This is a genomic window from Paracoccus alkanivorans (genome assembly GCF_003697785.1).
Classification (GTDB): Bacteria; Pseudomonadota; Alphaproteobacteria; order Rhodobacterales; family Rhodobacteraceae; genus Paracoccus; species Paracoccus alkanivorans.
This window is the reverse complement of record NZ_QOKZ01000012.1, coordinates 26,520-48,466: the sequence shown is the minus strand read 5'-3', so window position 1 is coordinate 48,466 and position 21,947 is coordinate 26,520. Positions and strand designations below refer to the sequence as shown.

The 21,947-nt window shown below is 65.5% G+C and carries 20 protein-coding genes; 7 read left to right on the top strand and 13 right to left on the bottom strand.

Features of this window, described 5'->3' with window-relative positions:
* Window positions 1-3: 3 nt before the first annotated feature.
* The 9 genes from C9E81_RS20600 to C9E81_RS20560 form a co-directional block, all read right to left on the bottom strand.
* The gene (locus C9E81_RS20600) at window positions 4-858 is read right to left on the bottom strand and encodes a CheR family methyltransferase (RefSeq protein ID WP_166461995.1); all 855 of its coding nucleotides are present in this window, start codon (window positions 856-858) and stop codon (window positions 4-6) included.
* A gap of 5 nt (window positions 859-863) precedes the next feature.
* Window positions 864-1,397: a chemotaxis protein CheW gene (locus tag C9E81_RS20595; RefSeq protein WP_166461994.1), complete on the bottom strand. Its 534-nt coding sequence runs from the start codon at window positions 1,395-1,397 to the stop codon at window positions 864-866.
* A gap of 64 nt (window positions 1,398-1,461) precedes the next feature.
* Window positions 1,462-3,645 carry a HAMP domain-containing methyl-accepting chemotaxis protein gene (locus C9E81_RS20590; protein WP_122114240.1) on the bottom strand — a complete coding sequence of 728 codons (2,184 nt, stop codon included), beginning with the start codon at window positions 3,643-3,645 and terminating at the stop codon, window positions 1,462-1,464.
* Between the two features lie 13 nt (window positions 3,646-3,658).
* A complete protein-coding gene (locus tag C9E81_RS20585; RefSeq protein WP_122114239.1) occupies window positions 3,659-4,159 on the bottom strand; it encodes a chemotaxis protein CheW in 501 nt (166 codons plus the stop codon).
* Window positions 4,160-4,168: 9 nt separating this feature from the next.
* Window positions 4,169-6,142 carry a chemotaxis protein CheA gene (locus C9E81_RS20580; protein ID WP_122114259.1) on the bottom strand — a complete coding sequence of 658 codons (1,974 nt, stop codon included), beginning with the start codon at window positions 6,140-6,142 and terminating at the stop codon, window positions 4,169-4,171.
* Window positions 6,143-6,147: 5 nt separating this feature from the next.
* Window positions 6,148-6,513: a response regulator gene (locus C9E81_RS20575; protein WP_122114238.1), complete on the bottom strand. Its 366-nt coding sequence runs from the start codon at window positions 6,511-6,513 to the stop codon at window positions 6,148-6,150.
* The gene (locus C9E81_RS20570) at window positions 6,506-6,805 is read right to left on the bottom strand and encodes a hypothetical protein (protein WP_122114237.1); all 300 of its coding nucleotides are present in this window, start codon (window positions 6,803-6,805) and stop codon (window positions 6,506-6,508) included. The genes C9E81_RS20575 and C9E81_RS20570 overlap by 8 nt, the downstream gene beginning before the upstream one ends.
* Window positions 6,806-7,048: 243 nt before the next feature.
* Complete coding sequence (locus C9E81_RS20565) at window positions 7,049-9,253, bottom strand: methyl-accepting chemotaxis protein (RefSeq protein WP_243698749.1); 2,205 nt, start codon at window positions 9,251-9,253, stop codon at window positions 7,049-7,051.
* 88 nt (window positions 9,254-9,341) lie between these two features.
* Entirely contained in the window at window positions 9,342-9,872 is a 531-nt protein-coding gene (locus C9E81_RS20560) for a chemotaxis protein CheD (RefSeq protein WP_122114236.1), read from the bottom strand.
* 415 nt (window positions 9,873-10,287) lie between these two features.
* Here C9E81_RS20560 and C9E81_RS23020 point away from each other — a divergent pair, with 415 nt between their 5' ends.
* From C9E81_RS23020 to C9E81_RS20520, 7 genes are read left to right on the top strand one after another with little or no spacing between them, the layout of a single operon-like run.
* Window positions 10,288-10,563 (top strand): STAS domain-containing protein, encoded by a 276-nt coding sequence (locus C9E81_RS23020; RefSeq protein WP_166461993.1) that lies wholly within the window; start codon window positions 10,288-10,290, stop codon window positions 10,561-10,563.
* Window positions 10,560-10,928, top strand: a complete 369-nt coding sequence (locus C9E81_RS20545) for a response regulator (RefSeq protein ID WP_122114233.1) — start codon at window positions 10,560-10,562, stop codon at window positions 10,926-10,928. The genes C9E81_RS23020 and C9E81_RS20545 overlap by 4 nt, the downstream gene beginning before the upstream one ends.
* A gap of 5 nt (window positions 10,929-10,933) precedes the next feature.
* Window positions 10,934-13,048 carry a chemotaxis protein CheA gene (locus C9E81_RS20540; RefSeq protein WP_122114232.1) on the top strand — a complete coding sequence of 705 codons (2,115 nt, stop codon included), beginning with the start codon at window positions 10,934-10,936 and terminating at the stop codon, window positions 13,046-13,048.
* 15 nt (window positions 13,049-13,063) lie between these two features.
* Complete coding sequence (locus tag C9E81_RS20535; protein WP_243698748.1) at window positions 13,064-13,522, top strand: chemotaxis protein CheW; 459 nt, start codon at window positions 13,064-13,066, stop codon at window positions 13,520-13,522.
* Between the two features lie 5 nt (window positions 13,523-13,527).
* Window positions 13,528-14,379 (top strand): CheR family methyltransferase, encoded by an 852-nt coding sequence (locus C9E81_RS20530; protein WP_122114257.1) that lies wholly within the window; start codon window positions 13,528-13,530, stop codon window positions 14,377-14,379.
* Between the two features lie 11 nt (window positions 14,380-14,390).
* A complete protein-coding gene (locus C9E81_RS20525; RefSeq protein WP_122114230.1) occupies window positions 14,391-14,780 on the top strand; it encodes a response regulator in 390 nt (129 codons plus the stop codon).
* Window positions 14,777-15,154 carry a hypothetical protein gene (locus C9E81_RS20520; protein ID WP_122114229.1) on the top strand — a complete coding sequence of 126 codons (378 nt, stop codon included), beginning with the start codon at window positions 14,777-14,779 and terminating at the stop codon, window positions 15,152-15,154. The genes C9E81_RS20525 and C9E81_RS20520 overlap by 4 nt, the downstream gene beginning before the upstream one ends.
* A gap of 97 nt (window positions 15,155-15,251) precedes the next feature.
* Here C9E81_RS20520 and C9E81_RS20515 read toward each other — a convergent pair whose 3' ends face one another.
* From C9E81_RS20515 to C9E81_RS20500, 4 genes are read right to left on the bottom strand one after another with little or no spacing between them, the layout of a single operon-like run.
* Window positions 15,252-17,873: a nitrate reductase gene (locus tag C9E81_RS20515; RefSeq protein WP_122114228.1), complete on the bottom strand. Its 2,622-nt coding sequence runs from the start codon at window positions 17,871-17,873 to the stop codon at window positions 15,252-15,254.
* The gene (gene nirD / locus C9E81_RS20510) at window positions 17,870-18,205 is read right to left on the bottom strand and encodes a nitrite reductase small subunit NirD (RefSeq protein WP_122114227.1); all 336 of its coding nucleotides are present in this window, start codon (window positions 18,203-18,205) and stop codon (window positions 17,870-17,872) included. Before nirD ends, C9E81_RS20515 begins: the two co-directional genes overlap by 4 nt.
* Entirely contained in the window at window positions 18,202-20,640 is a 2,439-nt protein-coding gene (nirB, locus tag C9E81_RS20505; protein ID WP_122114226.1) for a nitrite reductase large subunit NirB, read from the bottom strand. Before nirB ends, nirD begins: the two co-directional genes overlap by 4 nt.
* Window positions 20,641-20,653: 13 nt before the next feature.
* Window positions 20,654-21,889 (bottom strand): MFS transporter, encoded by a 1,236-nt coding sequence (locus tag C9E81_RS20500; protein WP_208021239.1) that lies wholly within the window; start codon window positions 21,887-21,889, stop codon window positions 20,654-20,656.
* Window positions 21,890-21,947 lie beyond the last annotated feature (58 nt).

The window sequence follows — 21,947 nt, the reverse complement described above, 5'->3', positions numbered from 1 at the left end:
GGATCAGACCTTCTGATAGGTGGAAGCGGCGATCTGGCGCAGGTTCGCAGGTGGATCGGCGAGGCTTTCCGAATGGCCGGTCAGCAGATAGCCGCCATGCCGGAGCCGCGAGACCACACCCTCGACCGCGCGCCGCTGATCCTCGGGCTGGAAATAGATCAGCACGTTGCGCAGGAAGGCGACATCCGCGGTGATCTGCAGCTTGCGGTCCAGGTCGACGAGATTGGCCCAGGCCAGCCGCGCCCGGCTGCGCAGTTCCGGCACGATCCGGTAAAGCCGGGGCTCCCCACGGGATCGCAGCAGATAGCTGCGGCGCAGGTCGTCGGGGATACCCGCGATCTGGTCCTCGGTAAAGACGGCGGCGGCGGCCTGACGCAGGATCTGGCGGGACACGTCGGTGCCCATCACCTCCCACATGAGCCCGCCCTTTCTGGCCTGCGAGAACTGCTCCAGCACCATGGCCGCGGTCCACATCTCGGACCCCAGGGAACAGGCCGCACTCCAGATCGTCAGCTTGCGGTCGATGCCCGCACCATCCTCCACCAGGCTTGGCAGCCCCTCGCGTTCCAGCCAGTCGTAATGCACCTTCTCGCGGAAAAAGCTGGTGGTGTGGGTGGTCAGCGCCTCGGCCAGATAGCGGGCCTCTGCCGCGCCGTTCGGGCCGCGCAAAAGATCGACATAGCCGTCATAGTCCTGGCATCCAAGCTCGCGCAGGCGGCGGCTGACCCGCAATTCCAGGAACGAGAGCTTGTCGGTCGAAATGGCCACGCCGGTGATCTTCCTGGCAGTATCGATCAGGATCCGGGCCTGCGCGGGGTTAAGCCGGGGTGCGGCAGGGGCAACCGATTTTTGCGCCATGGCCGTCACGCGAAATCGAAGGGGCCGCTTGCGGCTCCGGTGAAAAGCCGGTCCAGCGCAAGCATCATCGTCAATTGCCCATCGACCCGCGCCACACCGATCATCGCGTCGGATCGCCATCGGGTCATGGCATCCGGCGCGGGCTCGATATCGGCATCCGCGATCGCCACCACGCTCAGCACATGATCGGCGATCACGCCCACCGGCTTGCGCCTGTCGGCGCCAAGCTCGAACACCACGATCCGGCCGTCACCGGGATTGGCCTGGTGCATCAGGCCAAGATGGCTGGGCAGATCGATCACGGCGATCCCCTCGCCGCGCACATCGATCATGCCCAGCAGATCCGCCGGCGCGTTGGGAAGCCGGGAAATCGGCTGCAGATCGAGGATCTCGCGCACATTGGCGACATCAACCGCGAAAATCTGACCGGCCAGCTCGAAGGTGACATAGGTATGCGGCTCGGTCGTTTGCGCATTGTCGTCGCCCGGTTCCCAATCATCGGCGGGCAAGGAGGGTGCATCTGCAAGAAGCTCGGACATGGAAAAAAGCGCTCCGGGACGGGGGAAGGGAAACCGGGGCGCGGGCGGCGCCCCGGCGGTCGGATCAATAGCGTTCGAAATCCGCGTCGGAGAACTGGTCGCCGCCCAGATCCAGCGCCACCCCGCCCGGCTTGGCATTCACAACCATCGCGGGCTCGGCGGGCGACGCGGTATCATTCGCCGCGGGACGGGATGCGGAACGCGTGTTCCGCTGGACCGGAGCAGCCGGCTTGCGCGCCGCATTCGTGGCCTCTTCGCCCAAGCGGAAGAACGAGATCACACCGCGAAGCTGTTCGGACTGGGTTGCAAGGCTGTCGGACACGCTTGCCGCCTCGGTCGAGGCTGACGCGTTCTGCTGGATCACCGCGTCAAGTTCGCGGATAGCCGTGTTGATCTGTTCCACGCCGATATTCTGCTCGCGCGCGGCGGCGCTGATCTCCTGCACCAGATCGGCGGTGCGCTGGATCGAAGGCACCAGCGAGGACAGCATCTCTCCGGCTTTCTGGCTGACCTCGACGGTGCGGCCGGACAGTTCGCTGATCTCGCCGGCGGCCTGCTGGCTGCGCTCGGCCAGCTTGCGCACCTCCGAGGCGACCACGGCAAAACCCTTGCCATGCTGACCGGCGCGGGCGGCCTCTACGGCGGCGTTCAGGGCCAGCAGATCGGTCTGCCGGGCGATCTCCTGGATGATGTTGATCTTCTCGGCGATGGTCTTCATCGCGCGCACCGCCTCGTCCACGGCCTCGCCGCTTTCGGCGGCCTCTTTCGCGGATTGGGTCGCGATCTTCTCGGTCTGCGCCGCGTTATCCGAGGACTGCCGGATATTGGCGGTCATTTCTTCCATCGAGGCCGATGCCTGTTCGGCCGCGGCCGCCTGCTCGGTCGAGCCCTGGTTGAGCTGATCGGCGGTGGCGGACATCTGCTGTGCGCCCTCGGCGACGCCATTGGCGCTGGCATTGGCATTCGAGATCACGCCACGCAGCTTGTCGAGCATGCTCTCCAGCGCGATACCAAGCGAGTCGACCTCGGACCGGCGGCGGATTTCCACGGTCAGGTCGCCCTTGCTGATCTGCTCGGCCACGCCGGTGATATTCCGCATCGAGCCGTTCATGCGGTCCATCGCGGCAAGCACGTCGCCGATCTCGTCGTTGCGCGTGGGAACTGCGTCCACGGTCAGATCGCCCGCGCCGACCGCTTCGGCGACCGAGACGACATGGCCAAGGCTACGGCTGATGGACAGGGCAATCCAGGTGGCGGCACCGACTCCGATCAGTGCGGCGATTCCAGCGCCAAGGAAAAGCAGAACAAGGTTCTTGTGATAGTTTTCTTCAAATTCCTCGACCGAGCCATGCATGCGTATGTTGCTGCGCCCCGCGAATTCCTCGAGCAGTCGGTCATTCGCGGCGGCAAGGGGCAACAGCTCGGTGTTCACAAGGTCGATGGCAGTCTCCGTGGTGTTGCGCTGCGCGATAGCGACGACTTTCGTGACCGATTCGTCCAGCGCCCTGCTGGCTTCATGCAAGCGGGCCATTTCCGGCCTTGCATATCCCTTGACCACGGTTTCCAGAGCATCCACCGCGGCCAGCAAGGCGGCGCTGGAGTTGAGGGCTTCCTCCGCCTGCTTCGCTATGCTCACCGTTTCCACCAGCGAGATCGTCCGGTAGACGCGGCGAACCGCGTCGATCATGTTGCGCTTGATCTCGGCGGCCAGGAACCGAATCTCGTCCGGATTGGTCGAGGGGTTGCGCGAGGCGGCGGGGATTACGGCATCCACGGCGGCCAGTGCGGCCTGCAATGCCCCTTCCGTCTCGGTATTGGCCAGATCCGCCGACCGCGCATTGGTGTCTTCCAGGGCCAGGGCAAAGACCTGTTCCAGCCTCAACTTGACCTTCTCCCGGTTCCCGGCGAATTCTTCAAGAAGGTCGAGGCCCGTTTCACCGCTCAAGGCCACGAGATGATCATGGGCCTCGTCGATTTCCCGGTTGTATTTCTCGACCTCGGCAATTCCGGCCCGTCTCGCCGCATCGTCCCCGGCCAGCAGGGTCACGCCGATCGTACGGCCGAACTGGGCCACGCTTTCCTGCAATTGCAGGGCATTTTCGACCCGCTCGTGATAGACATTGACCAGATTGTCCAACCGGTTCTTGGCGGAGGACAGGCTATTGATCGACAGCCACAGGATCGCCCCAAGCATCAGCAGGACGGCGGCGAATGCGGCAGCCAGTTTGGCCTTGATTGTGATACGCATGGATTTTCCTCGCTCAGGCAAGCGCGGGACGCTCGGCGTCCGGGCAAAAAAGGTTTTCGGTTTCCAGAAGGATGGCAAGGTCGTCGCCTATGCGGACCACACCCCTGATGTAATGTTCCGGCCAGCGCGCGCCCAGATCGGGAACGAGCTCGAGCGCCTCCAGATTGGTTTCGGTAACTTCCTCTACCGCGTCGGTCATGATCGCCAGCCGCGTCGGCACGCCCGCCACCGGCAGCTCAAGCACCACCAGCCGCGAGGCCGGGCCCGGCGTGACCGGAGGCATCCGCAGCCGGTGGCGGATATCGATCAGCGGCACGATGGCACCGCGGACATTGACGAGCGCCGGAACATAGGCGGCTGCATTGGGAACCGTTGTCATCGGGATCGGGTCGAGGATCTCGTGAACCCAGCTGACCGAGATGGCGAAGGCCTCTCCCGACAACCGGAAGATCAGGACCATCTCGGGTGCAGCCGCCCGGTTCGGCGCCGGGCTCAGGGAAGAAGCTGTTGTCATCGGATTCTCCTATGCTGCCGGCTTGCGTTCGGCCCGCTCGGCCAGGGCGCGGCGGGTCAGGGTGGCCACGTCGATGATCAATGCCACCGAGCCGTCACCCAGGATGGTCGCCCCGGCAAAGCCCTCGACATCGCGGTGATACTGGCTGAGCGTCTTGATGACGGTCTGGTGCTGGCCAAGAATGTCATCGACCACCAGCCCCAACCGCTGCCCGTCGGCCTTGACGATCACCACCCGGCGGCGGGTTTCGGTGCTGGGGTCGCGGCCAAAGACCACATCCAGATCCAGGAACGGCACCAGATGCTCGCGGATGCACAGCATGGTGCGCCCGGATTCGCGCTGCCGTTCGGCGGCATCCAGTTCCACGCATTCCTCGACCGAGGCGAGCGGGATGACGAAGACCGCATCGCCAAGACGCACCAGCAGCCCGTCGATGATCGCCAGCGTCACGGGCAGGCGCAGGGTCACACGCGTTCCAAGGCCCGCCCGCGAGGCGACCTCGACCGCGCCGCGCAGGGCGTCGACGGTGGTGCGCACCGCATCCATCCCCACCCCGCGCCCCGAGACGCTGGAAAGTTCTTTCGCAGTCGAGAAGCCGGGGGCGAAGATCAGCTGATACAGTTCACTCTCGCCGGGCTGGGCCTCGGATGTCAGCAGGCCGCGTTCGATGGCCTTGGCCCGGATCGCTTCGGCATCCAGACCCGCACCGTCATCCTCGATGGCGATCAGCACCTCGCCGCCCTCTTGCCGCACCGTGCCGCGCGCGGGCTTGCCGGCGGCCAGCCGCACCCCGGCGCTTTCGATCCCGTGATCCATGCTGTTGCGGATCATGTGCACCAGCGGCTCGGACAACCGGTCGATGACGGTCTTGTCGATCTCGGTCTCGCCGCCCTCGGTGATCAGGGTCACTTCCTTTCCCAATTCGGCCGAAAGGTCGCGGACGACACGGCGGAATTTGCCGAACACCACCTCGATCGGCAGCATCCGGATGGAAAGCGTCGCATCGCGCAGCCCCGTCACCAGCCGCTCTACCTCTTCGACGACGGATTCCAGTTCGGGCTCGTGCGAGGCCATCTGGCTGAGCCGGGCCTGCGCGATGACCAGCTCGCCAAGCTGGTCCATGATCTCGTCCAGCTTCCCGGCCGGCACGCGCACGCTCTCGCCGGTCTTTTCCGGTTTCTTGCGCGATGCCTCGCCGGCTGCCGGTTGAGCCTGGCCCACGACCGGCCTGACCGGGTTCTCCGGCGCTGGTTCGGTGACCTCCCCGGTAATTTCAAGCTCGGCGTCATCGGCAAAGATGAACACGGCCTCGATAGCGCTGCGCGGCTGATCGGTGTCCAGCGTGACGGTCCAGCCAAGATGGCTGAGCGTCGGGTCAAGATCGGCAAGCGCGGGCAGCGCCCCGATATCGGCCCCGACCTCGACGGAACCGAGCCCGCCCAGTTCCGCGATCAGCAGGTCGGGCCGCATCCCGTTGCGCAGGGCATCGGGCTCGGGCCGGAAACGGATCGTCCAGCGGCGCCCTGCGGTCCGCGAGGGCGCAGGTTCCGGCGTGGCCTGTGGCGCGGCGCCCTTCGGCGCAACCGATGCCGCGCCGGTGATCTCGGCCAGCGCCGCCAGCAGGGCCACCGCCCCGGGCGTAGCCTCCAGCGCGGTTGCCCCGGGTCCGTCGCCGCCGCAATCCAGCAGCGCGATCATATGGTCGCGCGCCTTCAGCGACAGGTCGATCAGCCGGCCATCCACGGACAGCCGCCCTTCGCGCACGCGATCGAAAGCGTCCTCGAAATGATGGGTGAACCTGGAGAGCGTGCCAAAGCCGAACATCGCGCCCGAGCCCTTGACGGTGTGCAGCGTACGGAACACCGCATCGATCTGTTCGGCATCACTGTCGCTCTCCAGGTCCAGCAGCAAAGCCTCGAGCCCTTCGAGTATTTCGCGGGCCTCCTGGACGAAAGCGCTGACGGCGGGGTTTATCTCGTCCATCCCGCTCATCCCGCCAGTTTCTTCGCCACCGACAACAGCATGTCCGCGTCGAACGGCTTGTTGATCCAGCCGGTCGCGCCGGCAGATTTGCCCTCTGCCTTCATCTCGGGCTTGGTCTCGGTGGTCAGCATCACGATCGGGATGCCGGCCCCGGCCGCATCCTGCCGGGCATGGCGGATGAACTCGATGCCATTCATCACCGGCATGTTGAGATCGGTGATCACCAGCGCAGGGTTTTCGGCCCGCAGCCTGGTCAGCCCTTCCGATCCGTCGCCCGCGCCGACACAGCGGTAGCCATGGGGTTCCAGCGTGAAGGTGACCATGTCACGGATCGCCTTGCTGTCATCGATGATCAATACGGTCTTAGCCATTGTCGGCCTCCTGAACGGCGGTTCCTGCAAGCGCGCGCTTGCCCAGCAGCGTGTCGCACAGCGCCTGCGCGCCGGGCGCAAGCCGGGCCTCCTGGCGGCGCGACAATTCCGCCGCCGCGGCAAACAGGATCTGCAGGGCGGGCTGAGTCGGCAGTTCCGGCGGAGCGGGCACGGGGTGGATATCCAGAACCCCCTCGCCAGCCGCGACCCAGAGGCCAACCCCTTCAAGGACCTGCCTCGCATCCGCCGGCGCTAGGGAGCCGTCGATCGTGAATGTCGTTGCGCTTGTCATGATAGATTCGATGCCCAGAGATGGTTCGCTGTTGCATCATCATTAGATCGGGAAAGGCTAAGACTCCGTTACCCGGGGAGCGATCGACTGGTCCTTGCGGCGCATGGTTGCGGACAATTGGATATAAATGCGGAGGACTTGGGGATTCCGCCCGCCCGGGAATCGACGCGGCCCGCCGGTTTCCACCGGCGGGCCGCGAAAAAACGGGCGGGATGTCAGCCCGGAAAGGGTCCGGCGCTGCAGTCAGAACTCGTGCAGCCGCGCGCTGACCGGCTGGCCCGCTTCGCCATTCGCCGCCATGCCGGCCGGGCTTGCATCCGCGGCCGCCACGTTGTCATTCGCCTGCTCCGGGGGCCGCTTCGCGGCATCCTGCTCACCGGTGCTGAAGCCCGAGAACGCCCGCAGCAAGTCATCGGCGCGTTGCTGCAGACTGGCCGCGACGGTACTGGTCGCATCGGCAACGGCCGCGTTCTGCTGGGTTACCTGGTCGAGCTGGTTGACGCCGAGCGTGATCTCTCCCAATCCCGTCGACTGCTCGCTCGCCGCCACCGCGATGGCCGAGATCTGCTCGGACACGTCCTGGGCCTTGCGCAGGATCTGTTCCAGGCATTCACCGGTGCGATCGACAAGCGCCGAGCCGGTCTCGACCTGCGTAGCGCTTTCCGAGATCAGCGTCTTGATCTCGCGCGCCGATTCCGATGCCCGCTGCGCCAGACCCCGCACCTCCGAGGCGACCACGGCGAAACCGCGCCCCGCCTCGCCTGCCCGCGCGGCCTCGACCCCGGCATTCAGGGCCAGCAGGTTGGTCTGAAAGGCGATATCGTCGATGACGCCGATGATCCGGGTGATCTGGTCCGAGGATTTCTCGATCCCCTTCATCGCCACCACCGCGTCGCGGACCACCGAGGCACCGCTTTCGGCGATGCTGCGATTGTCATAGCTGGTCTTTTCCGCGTTCTTGGCGCGTGCCGCCGTGAATTTCACGCTCTCCGTCAGCTCGTTCAGCGCGGCGGCGGATTCCTCCAGCGTGGCGGCCTGCGTTTCCGCGCGGCTGGACAGGTCCTCTGCCGCCGAGGTGATCTCGTCCGAGCCGACGCGCACCTGGTCCGCCACGTCCGAAATCCGCGAGAGCGTTCCCGCAAGCGAAGAGACGACACTGTTATACGCCTCGCGCAGCGCTTCGTATTCGGCCGGGAACGGGTCATGTTCCGGACTCGGGATGGTTTCGGTGAGATCGCCCTTTGCCAGCCGGTTCAGCCCGGCGCCGATTTCGCACACGACACGTGACTGGGCCTGCAACTCGACCTCGCGCCCGGCGAGTATCTCGGCCTCGCGGATCCTCGCCTCTTCGGTCAGCCTGCGCCGCTCCAGCGTGCTTTCCTTGAAGACGATCAGGGCGCGGGCCATCTGCGCAAGCTCGTTCTTACCCTCGGCGCCGGTGATCTCCACCGCCAGATCGTTATCGGCCAGCCTGCGGGCCTGCGCCACTGTCCCGGCCAGTTGCCGCGACAACGAAAGCGCCAGGAACACGGCGATCGCCCCGCCCAGCACTATGATCGACAGGATCCCGGCGGTAATCGAGCGAATCGTCGAGTCGGTGATTTCCGTGCTCTGCCTGTCAAAGCTTTCCCGCAAGTCGCTGGCTTCGCGACCGATCGTGGCCGCCTGCGCCAGAACCTCTCCCATGGTCGCCTCGGCGATGTCGCGTGCCTGGCGGCTCGCCGCGATGCCCTGGTGGATTTCCTGCGCGGTCTGCCAGAAATCCTGAATCCCGAGCCGGGCGTCATTCATCAGCATGCGCTCCTCCGATCCCAGATCCGCGGCGGCAAGTTCATCCAGAATGGCCTGCGTGTTTTCGAAAGACGCCTGCGCATTGTTGAAATCCCGCTCGTCCGAACCTTCAAGATCGCGGTCCATCATCATGCGGGTTTCAAGCGCCGCCTCGGTCGCGCGAAGCGCCAGATACGCCTCTTCGATCCCGCCGCGGGTTTCAAGCTTTTCCTGCAGCAGCGTCAGCTTGCCGTGATAGGCAAGCTCGAGATCGCCGTATTCCTTCGTCAGCGCATCCCTTTCCAGGTAGAGCGCGGCGAATTTCCGCACCTCTTCCTTCTGTCGGGCCAGAAGCACCTGGAGCCGGCCCGCCTCGGGCAGGTTCTGTTGATCCAGCTTTTCCGCCAGAAGCTGCACGCGCTCTATCGCGGCCGCAAGATTCGCGGCCGCTTCCGCGTCAGGCATATCGATGAATCTCGCAGCCGCGCGGCCGGATTCGGAAACGCCAAGCCCGATATCGGCCGCGATGCCGGTGATCAGGTCGGAACGCTGATCGGCGCGCTTGATCCTGTCCAGGTTGCTCAGACGGTCCCAGGTGAACAGTCCGAAAGCCAGGAACAGAACGAGAATGACGCAAAAGCTGTAAGTGACCTGCGCTCCGATTTTGATGTTTTTCAACATGAGGGTCCTCGACGAGAATTGGGATTGGTTCCGTTGGAGATATCCGGGGATGGTGCCGGGAAGAGGGTTGGTTTCACCAGATCCATCATGGCTCACCGTAAAACAGTTCGATCTCACCGCTTTTCGGCAGGGTCGGGGTTTCACGGCGCGGCGCCTGCGCCTCTCGTAGAAAGCGCAGCTGCACCCGCCCGATGACCGGCCAGAAATGGATCCGGCGCGCCTGTCTTCCGCCAAGATCGCCCTTGACCAGGCGGATCCCCTCGTTTTCCAGGAAACGGCAGGCCGCCTGAGCGTTCAACTGCCCGATATCGGGCAGCCCCGTCAGCACATGCGCGCCACCGAACAGCTTGGCCCTGAGGCGCGCCCGCACTGCCCCGCGCCGCATCAGCCCGTTGACCAACACCTCCATCGCGGCGGCGGCATAGCGAATATCCGATCTCGTGGGCCCGGTATTGGGCAGGAGGAAATGGTTCATCCCGCCGATACCACGCTCGGGGTCATACAGACAGGCCGAGACGCAAGAGCCGAGCACCGTGGTGATCACGGTATCCGGATGATCCGAGATCGCATGTTCGCCCTGCACCACGTGAACAAGCTGTGCCGCCGCGATCGTCATGCGGACCGCTTTCCGGCATGCGGTGGGACCGTCCCGGAAAATAATTCAAATGCGCGGCAATTCGCGGTGTCGCCGGTGATGGTCCCGGCCCCGGACGGGCAGGACGTGGCGAATCCCCGGCCTGCCTCCGGCGCATGCATGCCCGGCCCGTGTGTGATGGCGCAATCCACGCGGCCCCCGCTGATCGCGCCATGGGGCTGGCCGGTCGAAGCAGTGGCGGGCGGGGACCTGTCAGACATTTTGAAACTCCTGTCCATTCGCGATGCACGCTAGGCACAAAAGATTAAAAAAGCCTGTTCATGCCCCTGCCCCGGCGATCATTCCCCGTCCGCCGAACCTGCGCGGCGCCGGGCAATCTTTTGTTAAACCCCGGCTGCTAGAGACAGGTGGTTGCCGTTATTGCGAGGGAATTGCCGTGACTGCCTTACCCCTGCCAGAGACGCTTGACCGAAAGGCAGCGTCAGAGCTTTCGAAAGCGCTGCTGACGCATCGTGGCGCGGATATCGTGCTGGATGCGGCCCCCGTCCGGAAACTGGGCGCCATCGGGGTGGAGCTGCTGATCGCCGCACGCCTGCAATGGCAAAACGACGGCGCCGGGTTCGAGATCCGCAACTGGCCCGATGCCGCCTTGCAGGTGCTGGACCGGATCGGCGCCGCACCCGAGATATTCCAGGCCGGAGGTGCACGATGACCACCCGCATCCTCGCCGTGGATGATTCTCCGACCATCCGCGCGCTTGTCGCCAAGGCCCTGAGACCGGCCGGATTCGATGTCTCCCTTGCCTCGGACGGGGTCGAGGGCGTGGAGGCGCTGCCCCAGGTCGATCCGGACCTGATCATCACCGATATCAACATGCCGCGCATGGACGGCTTTGGCCTGATCGAGAGCGTGCGTGCCAACGAGGCCTATTCCGAAGTGCCGATCCTCGTGCTGACCACCGAAAGCGGTGCCGACCTGAAGGCGCGGGCGCGGGCAGCCGGGGCGACGGGATGGATCGTCAAGCCCTTCGAAGACGCGCGGCTTCTGGCCGTGATCGACAGGGTCCTGGGGAGATAGCGGATATGGCGGACATGGATGAAATCCAGGAAATGTTCTTCGACGAGTGCGATGAACTTCTGGAGGGGCTCGCCACCGGTCTGCGCCAGATGGACGAACCCGGCCACGACAAGGAGACCGTGCATGCGGTGTTTCGCGCCGTCCATTCGATCAAGGGCGGAGCGGCGGCCTTCGGGCTGAGCGATCTCGTCACTTTCGCCCACAGGTTCGAGACGGTCCTGGACCTGCTGCGCTCGGACAAGCTCGAAGCCGCTGCCGGGGTGATGCCGATCATGCACCGCTCGTCGGATTGCCTTGCCGACCTGGTTGCCGCCGCGCGCCAGTCCAGCGAGCCCGATCACGATCGCCGCGAAACCTTGCTGGCCGAGCTTGACCAGATCATCGCGGCGAATGGCGATGGCGAGGACGACCTGGTATTCACCCCCCTCGCCATCGATATCGGTCCCGTGGATCCTGGCGGCCATCTTGCCGAACCGGATGCGGGGACGGCTTCCGGCACGGGCTTCCGGATCCATTTCATGCCCGATGCGGATCTGTATCGCTCGGGCAACGATCCGGCGGCACTGCTGCATGCGCTGGCCAAGCTGGGCGAAATCGAGGTCATGCTGGATGCCGAGATGGTGGCACCCCTAGAGGACTGGTCCGAGGATCAGCCGCAACTGAAATGGGATGTCCTGCTGCAGACCGACGAGGCCCGGGAAGAGGTCGAGGCGATATTCGAATTCGTCGAGGATTGCTGCGATCTCAGGATCGTTGCACTGGGTGGCGGTCAGGAACCGCCACCCTCCGGACCTGAACCCGACCCCCTGCCCCCTGCCATCGAGGACAGCTCTCCGGCGGAAGCATCCCCGGTCCCGGAGCCCGCCCCCCCTCCGCGTCCGCGCGCCGCACCACCGGCGGAATCGGGGCAGCCCGGCGCAACCATCCGGGTCAGTCTCGACCGCGTCGACCGGCTGATGAACATGATCGGGGAACTGGTCATCAAGGAGGCGATGTTGTCGCAGGTCATCCAGACCGCCGGGATGAGCGAGGATCCCGATGTCGTGGCCGGCCTCGATTCGATCCGCCAGCTTGCCGGCGACATCCAGGAAAGCGTCATGGCGATCAGGGCGCAGCCGCTCAAGCTGGTGTTCCAGCGCATGCACCGCATCGTCCGCGAGGCGGCGGACGCCACCGGCAAGCAGGTCCGCCTTGTCACCATCGGCGAGCAGACCGAAGTCGACAAGACCATGGTCGAGCGGCTCATCGATCCGCTGACCCACATGATCCGCAATTCCGTCGATCACGGGCTGGAGGATGCCGAGACAAGGCGCGAACGCGGCAAGCCCGAAGAGGGCACGATAACCCTGTCCGCGGCACATCGCTCGGGCCGGGTGCAGATCGAGGTCTCGGATGACGGCGGCGGCATCAACCGGCCGAAGGTGCGCGAGATCGCCGAGGAAAAGGGGCTGGTCGCGCCCGGCGTCGCGCTCAGCCCGGGCGAGATCGACCAGCTTCTGTTCATGCCCGGCTTCTCCTCCAAGGAGGAAGTCTCGGCCCTGTCGGGCCGCGGTGTCGGGCTGGACGTGGTCCGGCGCGAGATCATGGACCTGGGTGGCCGCGTGATGATCCATTCCGTCGAGGCCGAGGGCACGACCTTTTCCATCGCCCTGCCGCTGACGCTGGCGGTGCTGGAGGGCATGCTGATCCAGCTTTGCGGCCAGACCATGGTCCTGCCCATCAATTCCGTGCAGGAGACGATGCGGGCGAATCCGTCGATCCTGCATGGCGTGGGTCAGGGCGGGCGGCTTCTGTCCAATCGCGGCGACCTGCTTCCGATCATCGATCTGGGCTGTGTCTTTGGCCTGCGCGATGAGGCGGCGCCACTGGAAGAGGGGGTGCTGGTCGTGGTCGAGACCGACAGCCAGAAACGCGCCGCCCTGCTGATCGACGGGATCTTCGATCAGCGGCAGGTCGTCATCAAGTCACTCGAAGAGAATTACGGCCAGGTGCCGGGCGTCTCGGCCGCCACCATCCTTGGCGACGGCAAGATCGCACTGATCGTCGACCCCGAGGCGATCGTGATGTCCTCGTCGAACGATTACGCCAGACCGGCCATGGCCCTTGCAGCGAACGGATAAGAGATGCTCCAGTCAATGTCCCCGAATTCCGTCGGAAAAAGCGACGTCGTCGCCTTCAAGCTGGCCGAGCAGGATTTCTGCATCGATATCGGCCTTGTCCGCGAGATACGCGGCTGGTCTCCAACCACGGTGCTGCCGCATGCACCGCATTACGTCAAGGGCGTGATCAACCTGCGCGGCTCGGTGGTGACGGTGGTCGATCTGTCGGCGCGGCTTGGCTTTGGAGCGACCGAACCGTCGCAGCGCCACGTGGTGATCATCGCCATGCACGAGGGGCGTATCGTCGGCCTGCTCGCCGATCTGGTCTCGGATATCGTGACCGTCAATGACGAGCATATGCAGGCAGTGCCGGACATCGCCTCGGATCCGGCGCGGGAGTTCATCATCGGCATGATCACCTTCGAGGATGGTCGCATCCTGCGAAAGATCGATCTTGCCCAGCTGCTGCCTACCCCGCAAGGGGGCGCGGCGTGACCGTGATGGAACCCATAGGCGATCCGCAGTTGTCCGACGATCAGTTCGACAAGCTGGCGCGGATCGTTCATCACGACAGCGGGATCGTGCTGACACCGGCCAAGCGGGGCCTTCTGGCGGCACGGCTGAGCCGGCGGCTCCGCGCGCTTCGCCTGTCCGATTACGGGGCCTATTGCGACCGGCTTGCCGGGGCCGGGGGAACCGAGGAACGCCGTCATCTTCTGTCTGCGATCACCACCAATGTCACCGCCTTCTTCCGCGAGGGGCATCACTTCGAAGAGCTTGCCGCCAAGGTTCTGCCGAAACTGATCGCATCCGCGAAGGCGGGGGGGCGGATGCGGCTGTGGTCGGCGGCCTGCTCTTCGGGCGAAGAGGCCTATTCGATCGCCATCACGCTGCTGGAGGCATTCCCCGATGCCGCGAGGCATGATGTCCGGCTTCTGGCGACGGATATCGACCCGGCCATGATCGCGCGTGCCGAAGCCGGGCGCTACAGGACGGCGGATCTGCGGCCGATCGGAACCAGGCGCCTGCTGCGGTTCTTCACGAGCGAAGGCGAAACCTGCACGGCACGCGCCGGGCTGCGGCAGATCATGCGCTTTGCCGAGTTGAACCTGCATGCGGACTGGCCCTTCTCGGGCCGGTTCGACGTGATCTTCTGCCGCAACGTGGTGATCTATTTCGATGCCGGAATGCGGCAACGGCTCTGGCTGCGCTTCGCCCGGCTGATCGCACCCGGCGGGCATCTGTTCATCGGCCATTCCGAACGGCTGGACGGCCCCGCCGCCCGGTGTTTCGACCTGGCCGGCGCAACGCATTACCGCCGCAACAGCACCCCACCGCCCCCCTGGTCCTGAAGGAGAAGACGATGCCCCTGAAGTCACAACTGCATGTGATGGTGGTGGATGACATGACCGTCAGCCGCGCCCTGATCGAACAGGCGCTTGACTGGATGAAGATACCCAATGTGCGCTATGAAGCGAATGGCGAGGCGGCGTTCCGGAAACTCGCCGCATCGCCGGTCCATCTTGTGATCTCGGATTACAACATGCCCGGCATGGACGGGCTGGCACTGCTGGAGGCGCTACGGGGCAACAAGAGCACCGCGCGCATCGGCTTTATCCTGATCACCGGCACCGCCAACCGCGAGATGATCACGCGCGGGCAGAAGGCCGGCATGAACAATTTCATCGCCAAACCCTTCACCAAGGAAGACCTGTTGAAATGCATCGAAACAGTGACGGGCAAGCTGCAATGAGGCCGGAAGACGAAGCGCGCGCATCCGAAGCCGGGGCAGAGCCGCTGCGGATCGTCCTGCACCGCGTGGCGGAAGAGGCGGCCACGCTGGCCAATGACATTACCTCGCTGGACCGGGCGATCGGCCAGGCATTGACGGTGACGGATATGGGCGCGCTTGACGGGCTTCAGCGTGCCGACGCGATCCGGCAGGGGCTCGAGGGGTTGTCGAATTTCCTGACGCGCCTTGCCCGGACGGTCGAGCCGGGGGTGATCTGCGATCCGGTCAGGGCGGCGGAGGGCATGGCCCTGCGGGCGCAGGTGCAGCGCCTTGCCGGGCTGGCGCCCACCTCTTTCCCCGGCCGGGACGATGCTGGAACCGATCTTTGGGATTGACGATCCCGAAAGCCGAAGGACCGGCGACGACCGCCATGCGCTCGGGCCCGCGTCCACCATGTCCTGCATGCCCCCGCCGGAAACCGGACCAGACGGTTCAGACCGCTTCGGTAAGGCTGCGCTCGATCAGGGCCCGGATCTCGGGGCGGCAGGAACCGCAATTGCTGCCGGCCTGCAGGGCCGCGCCGACCTGTTCGACCGTGACCAGCCCCTGTTCGGCGATGGCGCGGGCGATGCGGTTTACCCCCACCCCGAAACAGGCACAGACCGTGGCTCCCTCGTCCGGCTGATCGGCACCCGCGCGCCCGGCCAGAAGATCGGGTCGCGCTTCCGCCCCCAGCAGGCCGGCGACATGGCTGCGTGACAAACCCACCGGGCGGGGAGCGACGAACAGCGCCGCGGCCAGCCGCCCGCCCTCGACAAAGGCGAGGCGCTGCATGCCGCGCGCACGGTCGGAAACTACCAGCGGCTCGCTTTTCAGGCCGAACATCGCGGCGGCCCATTCCCCCCAGTCACCGGGTTTTTCCACCCCGGCCAGCTCGGCCTGCATCCCGCCGGGCAGGCTCGCGCGCGCCCAATAGGCGCAATCGGGGCGGAACGGGCTTGACGCCAGCGCGAAGCCGAACCAGTCCGCCCCAAAGGGCCGGATCGCCACCGGCGCGGATTTCGAGGCGGGCTGACCCGAAAGCGGATCGGTCAGCCATGGCACCAGCGCATCGATACGGCCTGAAGGGGCGGTTTCCCCGGTCCAGTGCATCGGCGCAAAGGGATGGCCGGGGGCCACCCGGTCACTCACCAGCACGCGCAGGATCGCCCTGCCATGCGGGCTGCTGACCTCGGCCAGTTCCGCCGGTTTCAGGCCCAGTTCCGCCGCGTCCTGCGGATGCAGCTCCAGGTAAGGTTCGGCCAGATGGCGGCTCAGGCGCGGAGACAGGGCGGTGCGGGTCATGGTGTGCCAGTGATCGCGCACCCGCCCGGTATTCAGCCGGAACGGATAGGCCGGGGCAAGCGGCTGCGGCACCCGGGGGGTGACGGGCACCATCCGCGCCTTGCCGTCGGGCGTATGGAAACGGCCATCGCCAAAGAAGCGGCCGCCCTGCCTGCGTGCCGATCGCGGCCAGAGAAACGGCTCCAGCGCGTCATATTCGGCGGGCGTGATCCCGGCATGGGCGGAAATGTCGAAATCGCTGCCAAGTTCCCCGGCCAGCCCGGACAGGGCCGCATATTCGGCAAAGACCTCGGCGGCAGAGCTCCAGCCGAATGCGCTTTCCCAGCCCATCCGCCGTCCCACATCCGCCAATATGCGCCAATCGTCCCGCGCCTCGCCCCTTTGGGGCAGGCTGCGGCGCTGGCGGCTGATGCGGCGCTCGGAATTGGTGACGGTGCCGTCCTTCTCGCCCCATCCGGTAGCGGGCAGCAGCACATGCGCAAGCCGGGTGGTGTCGGTCTGTTCCATCATGTCGCTGACCACCACGAAGTCGCAGCCCTCGATGGCGCGGGCGACGCGGTCGGCCTCGGGCATGGTTACCGCCGGATTGGTGCAGATGATCCACAGCGCCCTGATCCGGCCCTCTTCGACGGCGCGGAACATCTCGACCGCCTTCAGCCCCGGCCCTGGCGCCATCCTTGGCGCCTGCCAGAAATCCTGCACGGCGTCGCGATGCGCCTTGTTCTCGATATCCAGGTGACAGGCCAGCATATTGGCCAGCCCGCCCACCTCGCGCCCGCCCATGGCGTTGGGCTGGCCGGTGACGCTGAACGGCCCCATGCCGGGGCGGCCGATGCGGCCCGTGGCCAGATGGCAGTTGATAATCGCGTTCACCTTGTCGGTGCCGCTGTCGGATTGGTTGATGCCCTGGGAATAGACCGTGACGACCTTTTCCGTCCCGATCCACATGTCGAAGAACCGCGCCATGTCGCCCAGTGACAGCCCGGTCATTTCCGGGTCGCTGGCGCGGGCGGCCCTTATCGCATCCTCTACCCCCGAGACATGGGCCATGAAATCACGATCGACCGCGCCCTGCCGGTCGATCCTCGCAAGCAGGGCATTGAACAGCGCCGCGTCTCCGCCCGGTTTGATCTTCAGATGCAAATCGGCAATGTCACAGGTCGCGGTGCGGCGCGGGTCGATCACCACGACGCGCGGCCCCTGCCCTTTTTCCCGTGCCGCGACAAGGCGCTGATACAACACCGGATGGCACCATGCGAGGTTCGAGCCGACCAGCACCACCAGTTCCGCTTCCTCGAAATCCTCATACAGGCCCGGCACGGTGTCCGAGCCGAAGGCGCGGCGATGCCCCGCCACCGAAGACGCCATGCAGAGCCGCGAATTCGTGTCGATATTGGCCGAGCCGATGAAACCCTTCATCAGCTTGTTGGCGACATAGTAATCCTCGGTCAGCAACTGCCCCGAGACATAGAACCCCACCGAATCCGGGCCATGTTCGGCGATGGTTTCCCGGAAACGCCGTGCCACCATGTCGAGCGCGCTGTCCCAATCGGCCACCCGTCCATGGATGCGCGGGGTCAGCAGCCGGCCATCGGGCCGGAGCGTCTCGGCCAGCGCCGCGCCCTTGACACAGAGCCTGCCGCGATTGGCAGGATGTTCGGGGTCGCCGGAGATCTCCAGCCCGCCCGCACCGTCCGGCCGGGCCAGCACACCGCAGCCCACCCCGCAATAGGGGCAGGTCGTGCGGATCGGTCGGGCCTGGAAATTCATGCCGCGCTGCGCCTTGGCAAAGCGCTGGCATCCAGCAGCACGCGGCCACCCTCGACCCGGGCGGGATAGGTGCCCACCTGCCCCTCGTCCGCGCCCTGCGCGGCGCCGGTATTCATGTCGAACACCCAGTTATGCAGCGGACAGGTCACCGAGGTGCCATGGACGATGCCTTCGGACAATGGACCGCCCTTGTGCGGGCAGCGGTCGTCCAGCGCGAAGACCCGGTCATCGGCGGTGCGGAACACCGCGACGCAGCCCTGCGCGGTCCGCACCAGGCGGGCACCCTGCACGGGGATATCCTCCAAGGCTCCGATATCGACGAATTGGCTCATTCCGCGGCCTCCAAGGTAAGATCGGCCATCGGAGCCCATTTGGCGCGCTCGCGGTCGGTGGAATGCTCGGCCCATGGATCCTTGCGATAGACGGATTGGCTCAGCTCGAATCGCTCGACCAGCGCCTGCCGCCCGGCAAGGTCATCGACGACGCGCTGTTTCACCCAGTCCAGCCCGACCTTGGCGACCCATTTATAGGGGCGGTCCAGGTATTTGGCGTTCTCGCGGTAAAGCTGGATGAAGGCGGTGATGATCTCGACCGCCTCGTCCTCGGACGGGGTCGAGGCGAGATGCTCGGTCTCTTTCACCTCCATGCCCGCCGCGCCTGCGACGCTGATATTGTAGCCGGAATCGACGCAGACCACGCCGACATCCTTGCAGGTCGCCTCGGCGCAGTTCCGGGGGCAGCCCGAAATGCCCAGCTTGACCTTGTGCGGGGTCCAGGATCCCCAAAGCAGCTTTTCCAGCCTTATGCCGAGCCCTGTCGAGTCCTGCGTGCCGAAACGGCAGAAATCCTTGCCGACGCAGGTTTTCACCGTGCGCAGCCCCTTGGAATAGGCATGGCCCGACACCAGCCCGGCCTTGTTCAGATCGGCCCACATATGCGGCAGATCCTCCTTGCGGACGCCCAAGAGGTCGATGCGCTGCCCGCCGGTGACCTTGACCATCGGCACGTCATACTTGTCGGCGGCGTCGGCGATGGCGCGCAGCTCGGCGGGCGTCGTTACCCCGCCCCACATGCGCGGCACGACGGAATAGGTGCCGTCCTTCTGGATATTGGCGTGGTTGCGCTCGTTCACGAAGCGGCTCTGGCGGTCGTCCTGATACTCGGTCGGCCATTCGGCCAGCAGGTAGAAATTCAGCGCCGGGCGGCAGGAATGGCAGCCGCCGGGGGTTTTCCAGCCCAGTTCCTGCATGACCGCGGGAATGGATTTCAGCCCCATCGACTTGATCAGCCGGCGCACATCCTCGTGGCTGTGATCGGTGCAGCCGCACATGCCCGAGGGGGCGGAGGCCGCGAAATCGTCGCCAAGCGTGAATTGCATCACCTGTTCGACCAGCCCGGTGCAGGTCCCGCAGGAGCCGCTGGCCTTGGTCTGCGCGCGCACGGCGTCAAGCGTTACCGCGCCGCCCTGAACCGCCTGGACGATCTGCCCCTTGCAAACGCCGTTACAGCCGCAGATCTCCGCCTCAGGCGGCAAGGCTGCAACGGCCGCCATAGGGTCCGGCGCACCCCCTCCCTGGAAGGCGGGGCCGAATATGAGCGTGTCGCGCATCTCGCTGACATCGGTTCCGTCCTTCAGCAGACCATAGAACCAGTTGCCGTCGGCGGTGTCGCCATACATGACGATGCCGATGATGCGGTTATCCTCCAGCACCAGCCGCTTGTAGATGCCGCGCCCCGGATCGCGGAAGACGATATCCTCGCGCCCCTCGCCCTCGGCGAAATCCCCAGCGCTGAACAGGTCGCAGCCGGTGACCTTCAGCTTGGTCGCGGTCTGGACAGGGCGGAACTCGGCGGCCTCGCCCTGCAGGGTTTTCGCCAGCACCTTGGCCTGATCGTAAAGCGGCGCGACAAGGCCGAAAAGCTGCTGGCGATGCTCGACGCATTCGCCAAGCGCAAAGATCGACGGATCGGTGGTGCGCATGCTGTCATCGACGGTGATGCCGCGCTCGACCTCCAGCTTGGCATCCACGGCGATGCGCGTCTCGGGGCGGATGCCCACGGCCATGCAGACCAGGTCCGCCGGGTAGACGGTGCCGTCTTCCAGCAGCACCGCCTCGGCCCGCTCATGGCCGAGGATCGCCTTGGTCGCACCTTCGCAATGCACCTTGATGCCGCGGCTCTCCAGGTCCTTCCTCAGCAGGTAGCCCGCCGCCGGATCGAGCTGCCGTTCCATCAGGTGGCCCATCAGGTGGATTACGGTGACATTGGCGCCGCGCGCGGCCATGCCTGCCGCCGCCTCCAGCCCCAGCAGCCCGCCGCCGATCACCACGGTATCCTTGCCCGCGACACCGGCCTCGATCATCGCATTGGTGTCTTCGAGATCGCGATAGGTGACGACGCCGGGAAGTTCCTTGCCGACCACGGGAATGATGAAGGGCGCAGAGCCGGTGGCGATGACCAGCGCATCATATTCGGCCGAACCCTGGTTCGTGCGAACCACCTTGGCCTCGCGGTCGATCCGGACCACCGGCTCGCCGAAGCGGCAGGTCACGCCATGGGCTTCATACCAGTCGGCGTCATGGGTGACGATCTCTTCATAGGTCTTTTCGCCCGACAGGACCGGCGACAGCATCAGGCGGTTGTAATTGCCGCGCGGCTCCTCGTTGAACAGGGTGACGTCGTAGAGATCGGGGGCGGCGTCGAACAGATGCTCCAGCATCCGGCCCGAGGCCATCCCTGCTCCGATGATGACGAGTTTCTTTTTCATCGCATGGCTCCTTTCAGGCGGCTTGCGGGACAGCGGCGCGGTCAAGGCGGCGGATCGACAGATGCATCCAGCCGAAACCGATGGCGACCAGCACGAACAGCACCATGAAGCAGCTTGACCAGAGGCCCGTCTCGTCGCGCAGCCAGCCGAACAGCAGCGGCAGGAAGAAGCCGCCCAGGCCCCCGATCATGCCGACCAGCCCGCCGACCGCGCCGACATTCCGCGGGTAATAGCTGGGCACATGTTTATAGACGGCGGCCTTGCCGAGGCTCATGAAAAAGCCCAGCACGAAGATCGCCGCAATGAAGACCAGTGGCGGCAGCCCGCCCGGAAGCGACAGGACCCCCGTGAGTGCCAGCGAAACGGCAAAGGTCCAATACATCACCCGCCGCGCGCCGATCCGGTCCGACAGCACCCCGCCATAGGCGCGAAAGACCGAGGCCGGGATGGAATAGGCCGCGCCGATCATCCCGGCGGTCTTCACGTCGAAGCCGTAAACCTCGATCAGGTAATGCGGCAGCCACAGCGCCAGCGCAACAAAAGCCCCGAAGGCAAAGAAGTAATAGAAGGAAAAACGCCAGACCTGCAGGTTCTTCAGCAACGAAAGCTCGGCTGACAGGCTGCGCGGCTGCGCCTTTGGGGCGGTGCCGTGATGGCGGGCGAAGCTGTCGGGATCGTCATAGGTGGTGAACCAGAACAGCGCCGCCATGACGACCAGCAGCAGCGCCCAGATCTGCGCGGTGCCCTGCCAGCCGACCGCGATCATCACGAAGGGCGCAACGAACTTGGTCACCGCCGCGCCGACATTGCCGACCCCGAAAATGCCAAGCGCCGTGCCCTGCCGCCCCGCCGGGTAGAAGCGCGAGACATAGGCGACGCCGACCGCAAAGGACCCGCCCGCCACGCCGACTCCGGCGGCGGCCAGCAGCACCTGCGGATAGGTCTGGGCGAATGACAGCAGCAGCGTCGAGGCGGCGGCGGTCAGCATGGTCAGGCTGTAGACGATGCGCCCGCCCAGCCTGTCGGTCAGAAGCCCCAGAACGATCCGCAAAAGCGAGCCGGTGAGGATCGGCAGCCCGACCATCAGGCCGAATTGCGAATCGCTCAGCCCGAGCTGCTCGCGGATCTGCAGACCGATGATCGAAAAGATGGTCCAGACCGCGAAACAGACGGTGAAGGCGATGGTGGACATGATCAGGGCGCGATTGGCCTCTTCGGGCGAGGCGGGTGCGTGGACGGACTCGGTCATATGGGCTCCCTTGGCGATACGGTGGCTTCCCGCATGCATCAGCGCCACGACCTGCCAT

What these genes read in the sequence shown, in the direction of transcription:
- C9E81_RS20600 (WP_166461995.1), bottom strand. Translation starts at nt 858, where the DNA reads ATGGCGCAAAAATCGGTTGCCCCTGCCGCACCCCGGCTTAACCCCGCG.
- C9E81_RS20595 (WP_166461994.1), bottom strand. Translation starts at nt 1,397, where the DNA reads ATGTCCGAGCTTCTTGCAGATGCACCCTCCTTGCCCGCCGATGATTGG.
- C9E81_RS20590 (WP_122114240.1), bottom strand. Translation starts at nt 3,645, where the DNA reads ATGCGTATCACAATCAAGGCCAAACTGGCTGCCGCATTCGCCGCCGTC.
- C9E81_RS20585 (WP_122114239.1), bottom strand. Translation starts at nt 4,159, where the DNA reads ATGACAACAGCTTCTTCCCTGAGCCCGGCGCCGAACCGGGCGGCTGCA.
- C9E81_RS20580 (WP_122114259.1), bottom strand. Translation starts at nt 6,142, where the DNA reads ATGGACGAGATAAACCCCGCCGTCAGCGCTTTCGTCCAGGAGGCCCGC.
- C9E81_RS20575 (WP_122114238.1), bottom strand. Translation starts at nt 6,513, where the DNA reads ATGGCTAAGACCGTATTGATCATCGATGACAGCAAGGCGATCCGTGAC.
- C9E81_RS20570 (WP_122114237.1), bottom strand. Translation starts at nt 6,805, where the DNA reads ATGACAAGCGCAACGACATTCACGATCGACGGCTCCCTAGCGCCGGCG.
- C9E81_RS20560 (WP_122114236.1), bottom strand. Translation starts at nt 9,872, where the DNA reads ATGACGATCGCGGCGGCACAGCTTGTTCACGTGGTGCAGGGCGAACAT.
- C9E81_RS20545 (WP_122114233.1), top strand. Translation starts at nt 10,560, where the DNA reads ATGACCACCCGCATCCTCGCCGTGGATGATTCTCCGACCATCCGCGCG.
- C9E81_RS20540 (WP_122114232.1), top strand. Translation starts at nt 10,934, where the DNA reads ATGGCGGACATGGATGAAATCCAGGAAATGTTCTTCGACGAGTGCGAT.
- C9E81_RS20535 (WP_243698748.1), top strand. Translation starts at nt 13,064, where the DNA reads ATGTCCCCGAATTCCGTCGGAAAAAGCGACGTCGTCGCCTTCAAGCTG.
- C9E81_RS20530 (WP_122114257.1), top strand. Translation starts at nt 13,528, where the DNA reads ATGGAACCCATAGGCGATCCGCAGTTGTCCGACGATCAGTTCGACAAG.
- C9E81_RS20525 (WP_122114230.1), top strand. Translation starts at nt 14,391, where the DNA reads ATGCCCCTGAAGTCACAACTGCATGTGATGGTGGTGGATGACATGACC.
- C9E81_RS20520 (WP_122114229.1), top strand. Translation starts at nt 14,777, where the DNA reads ATGAGGCCGGAAGACGAAGCGCGCGCATCCGAAGCCGGGGCAGAGCCG.
- C9E81_RS20515 (WP_122114228.1), bottom strand. Translation starts at nt 17,873, where the DNA reads ATGAATTTCCAGGCCCGACCGATCCGCACGACCTGCCCCTATTGCGGG.
- nirD (WP_122114227.1), bottom strand. Translation starts at nt 18,205, where the DNA reads ATGAGCCAATTCGTCGATATCGGAGCCTTGGAGGATATCCCCGTGCAG.
- nirB (WP_122114226.1), bottom strand. Translation starts at nt 20,640, where the DNA reads ATGAAAAAGAAACTCGTCATCATCGGAGCAGGGATGGCCTCGGGCCGG.
- C9E81_RS20500 (WP_208021239.1), bottom strand. Translation starts at nt 21,889, where the DNA reads ATGACCGAGTCCGTCCACGCACCCGCCTCGCCCGAAGAGGCCAATCGC.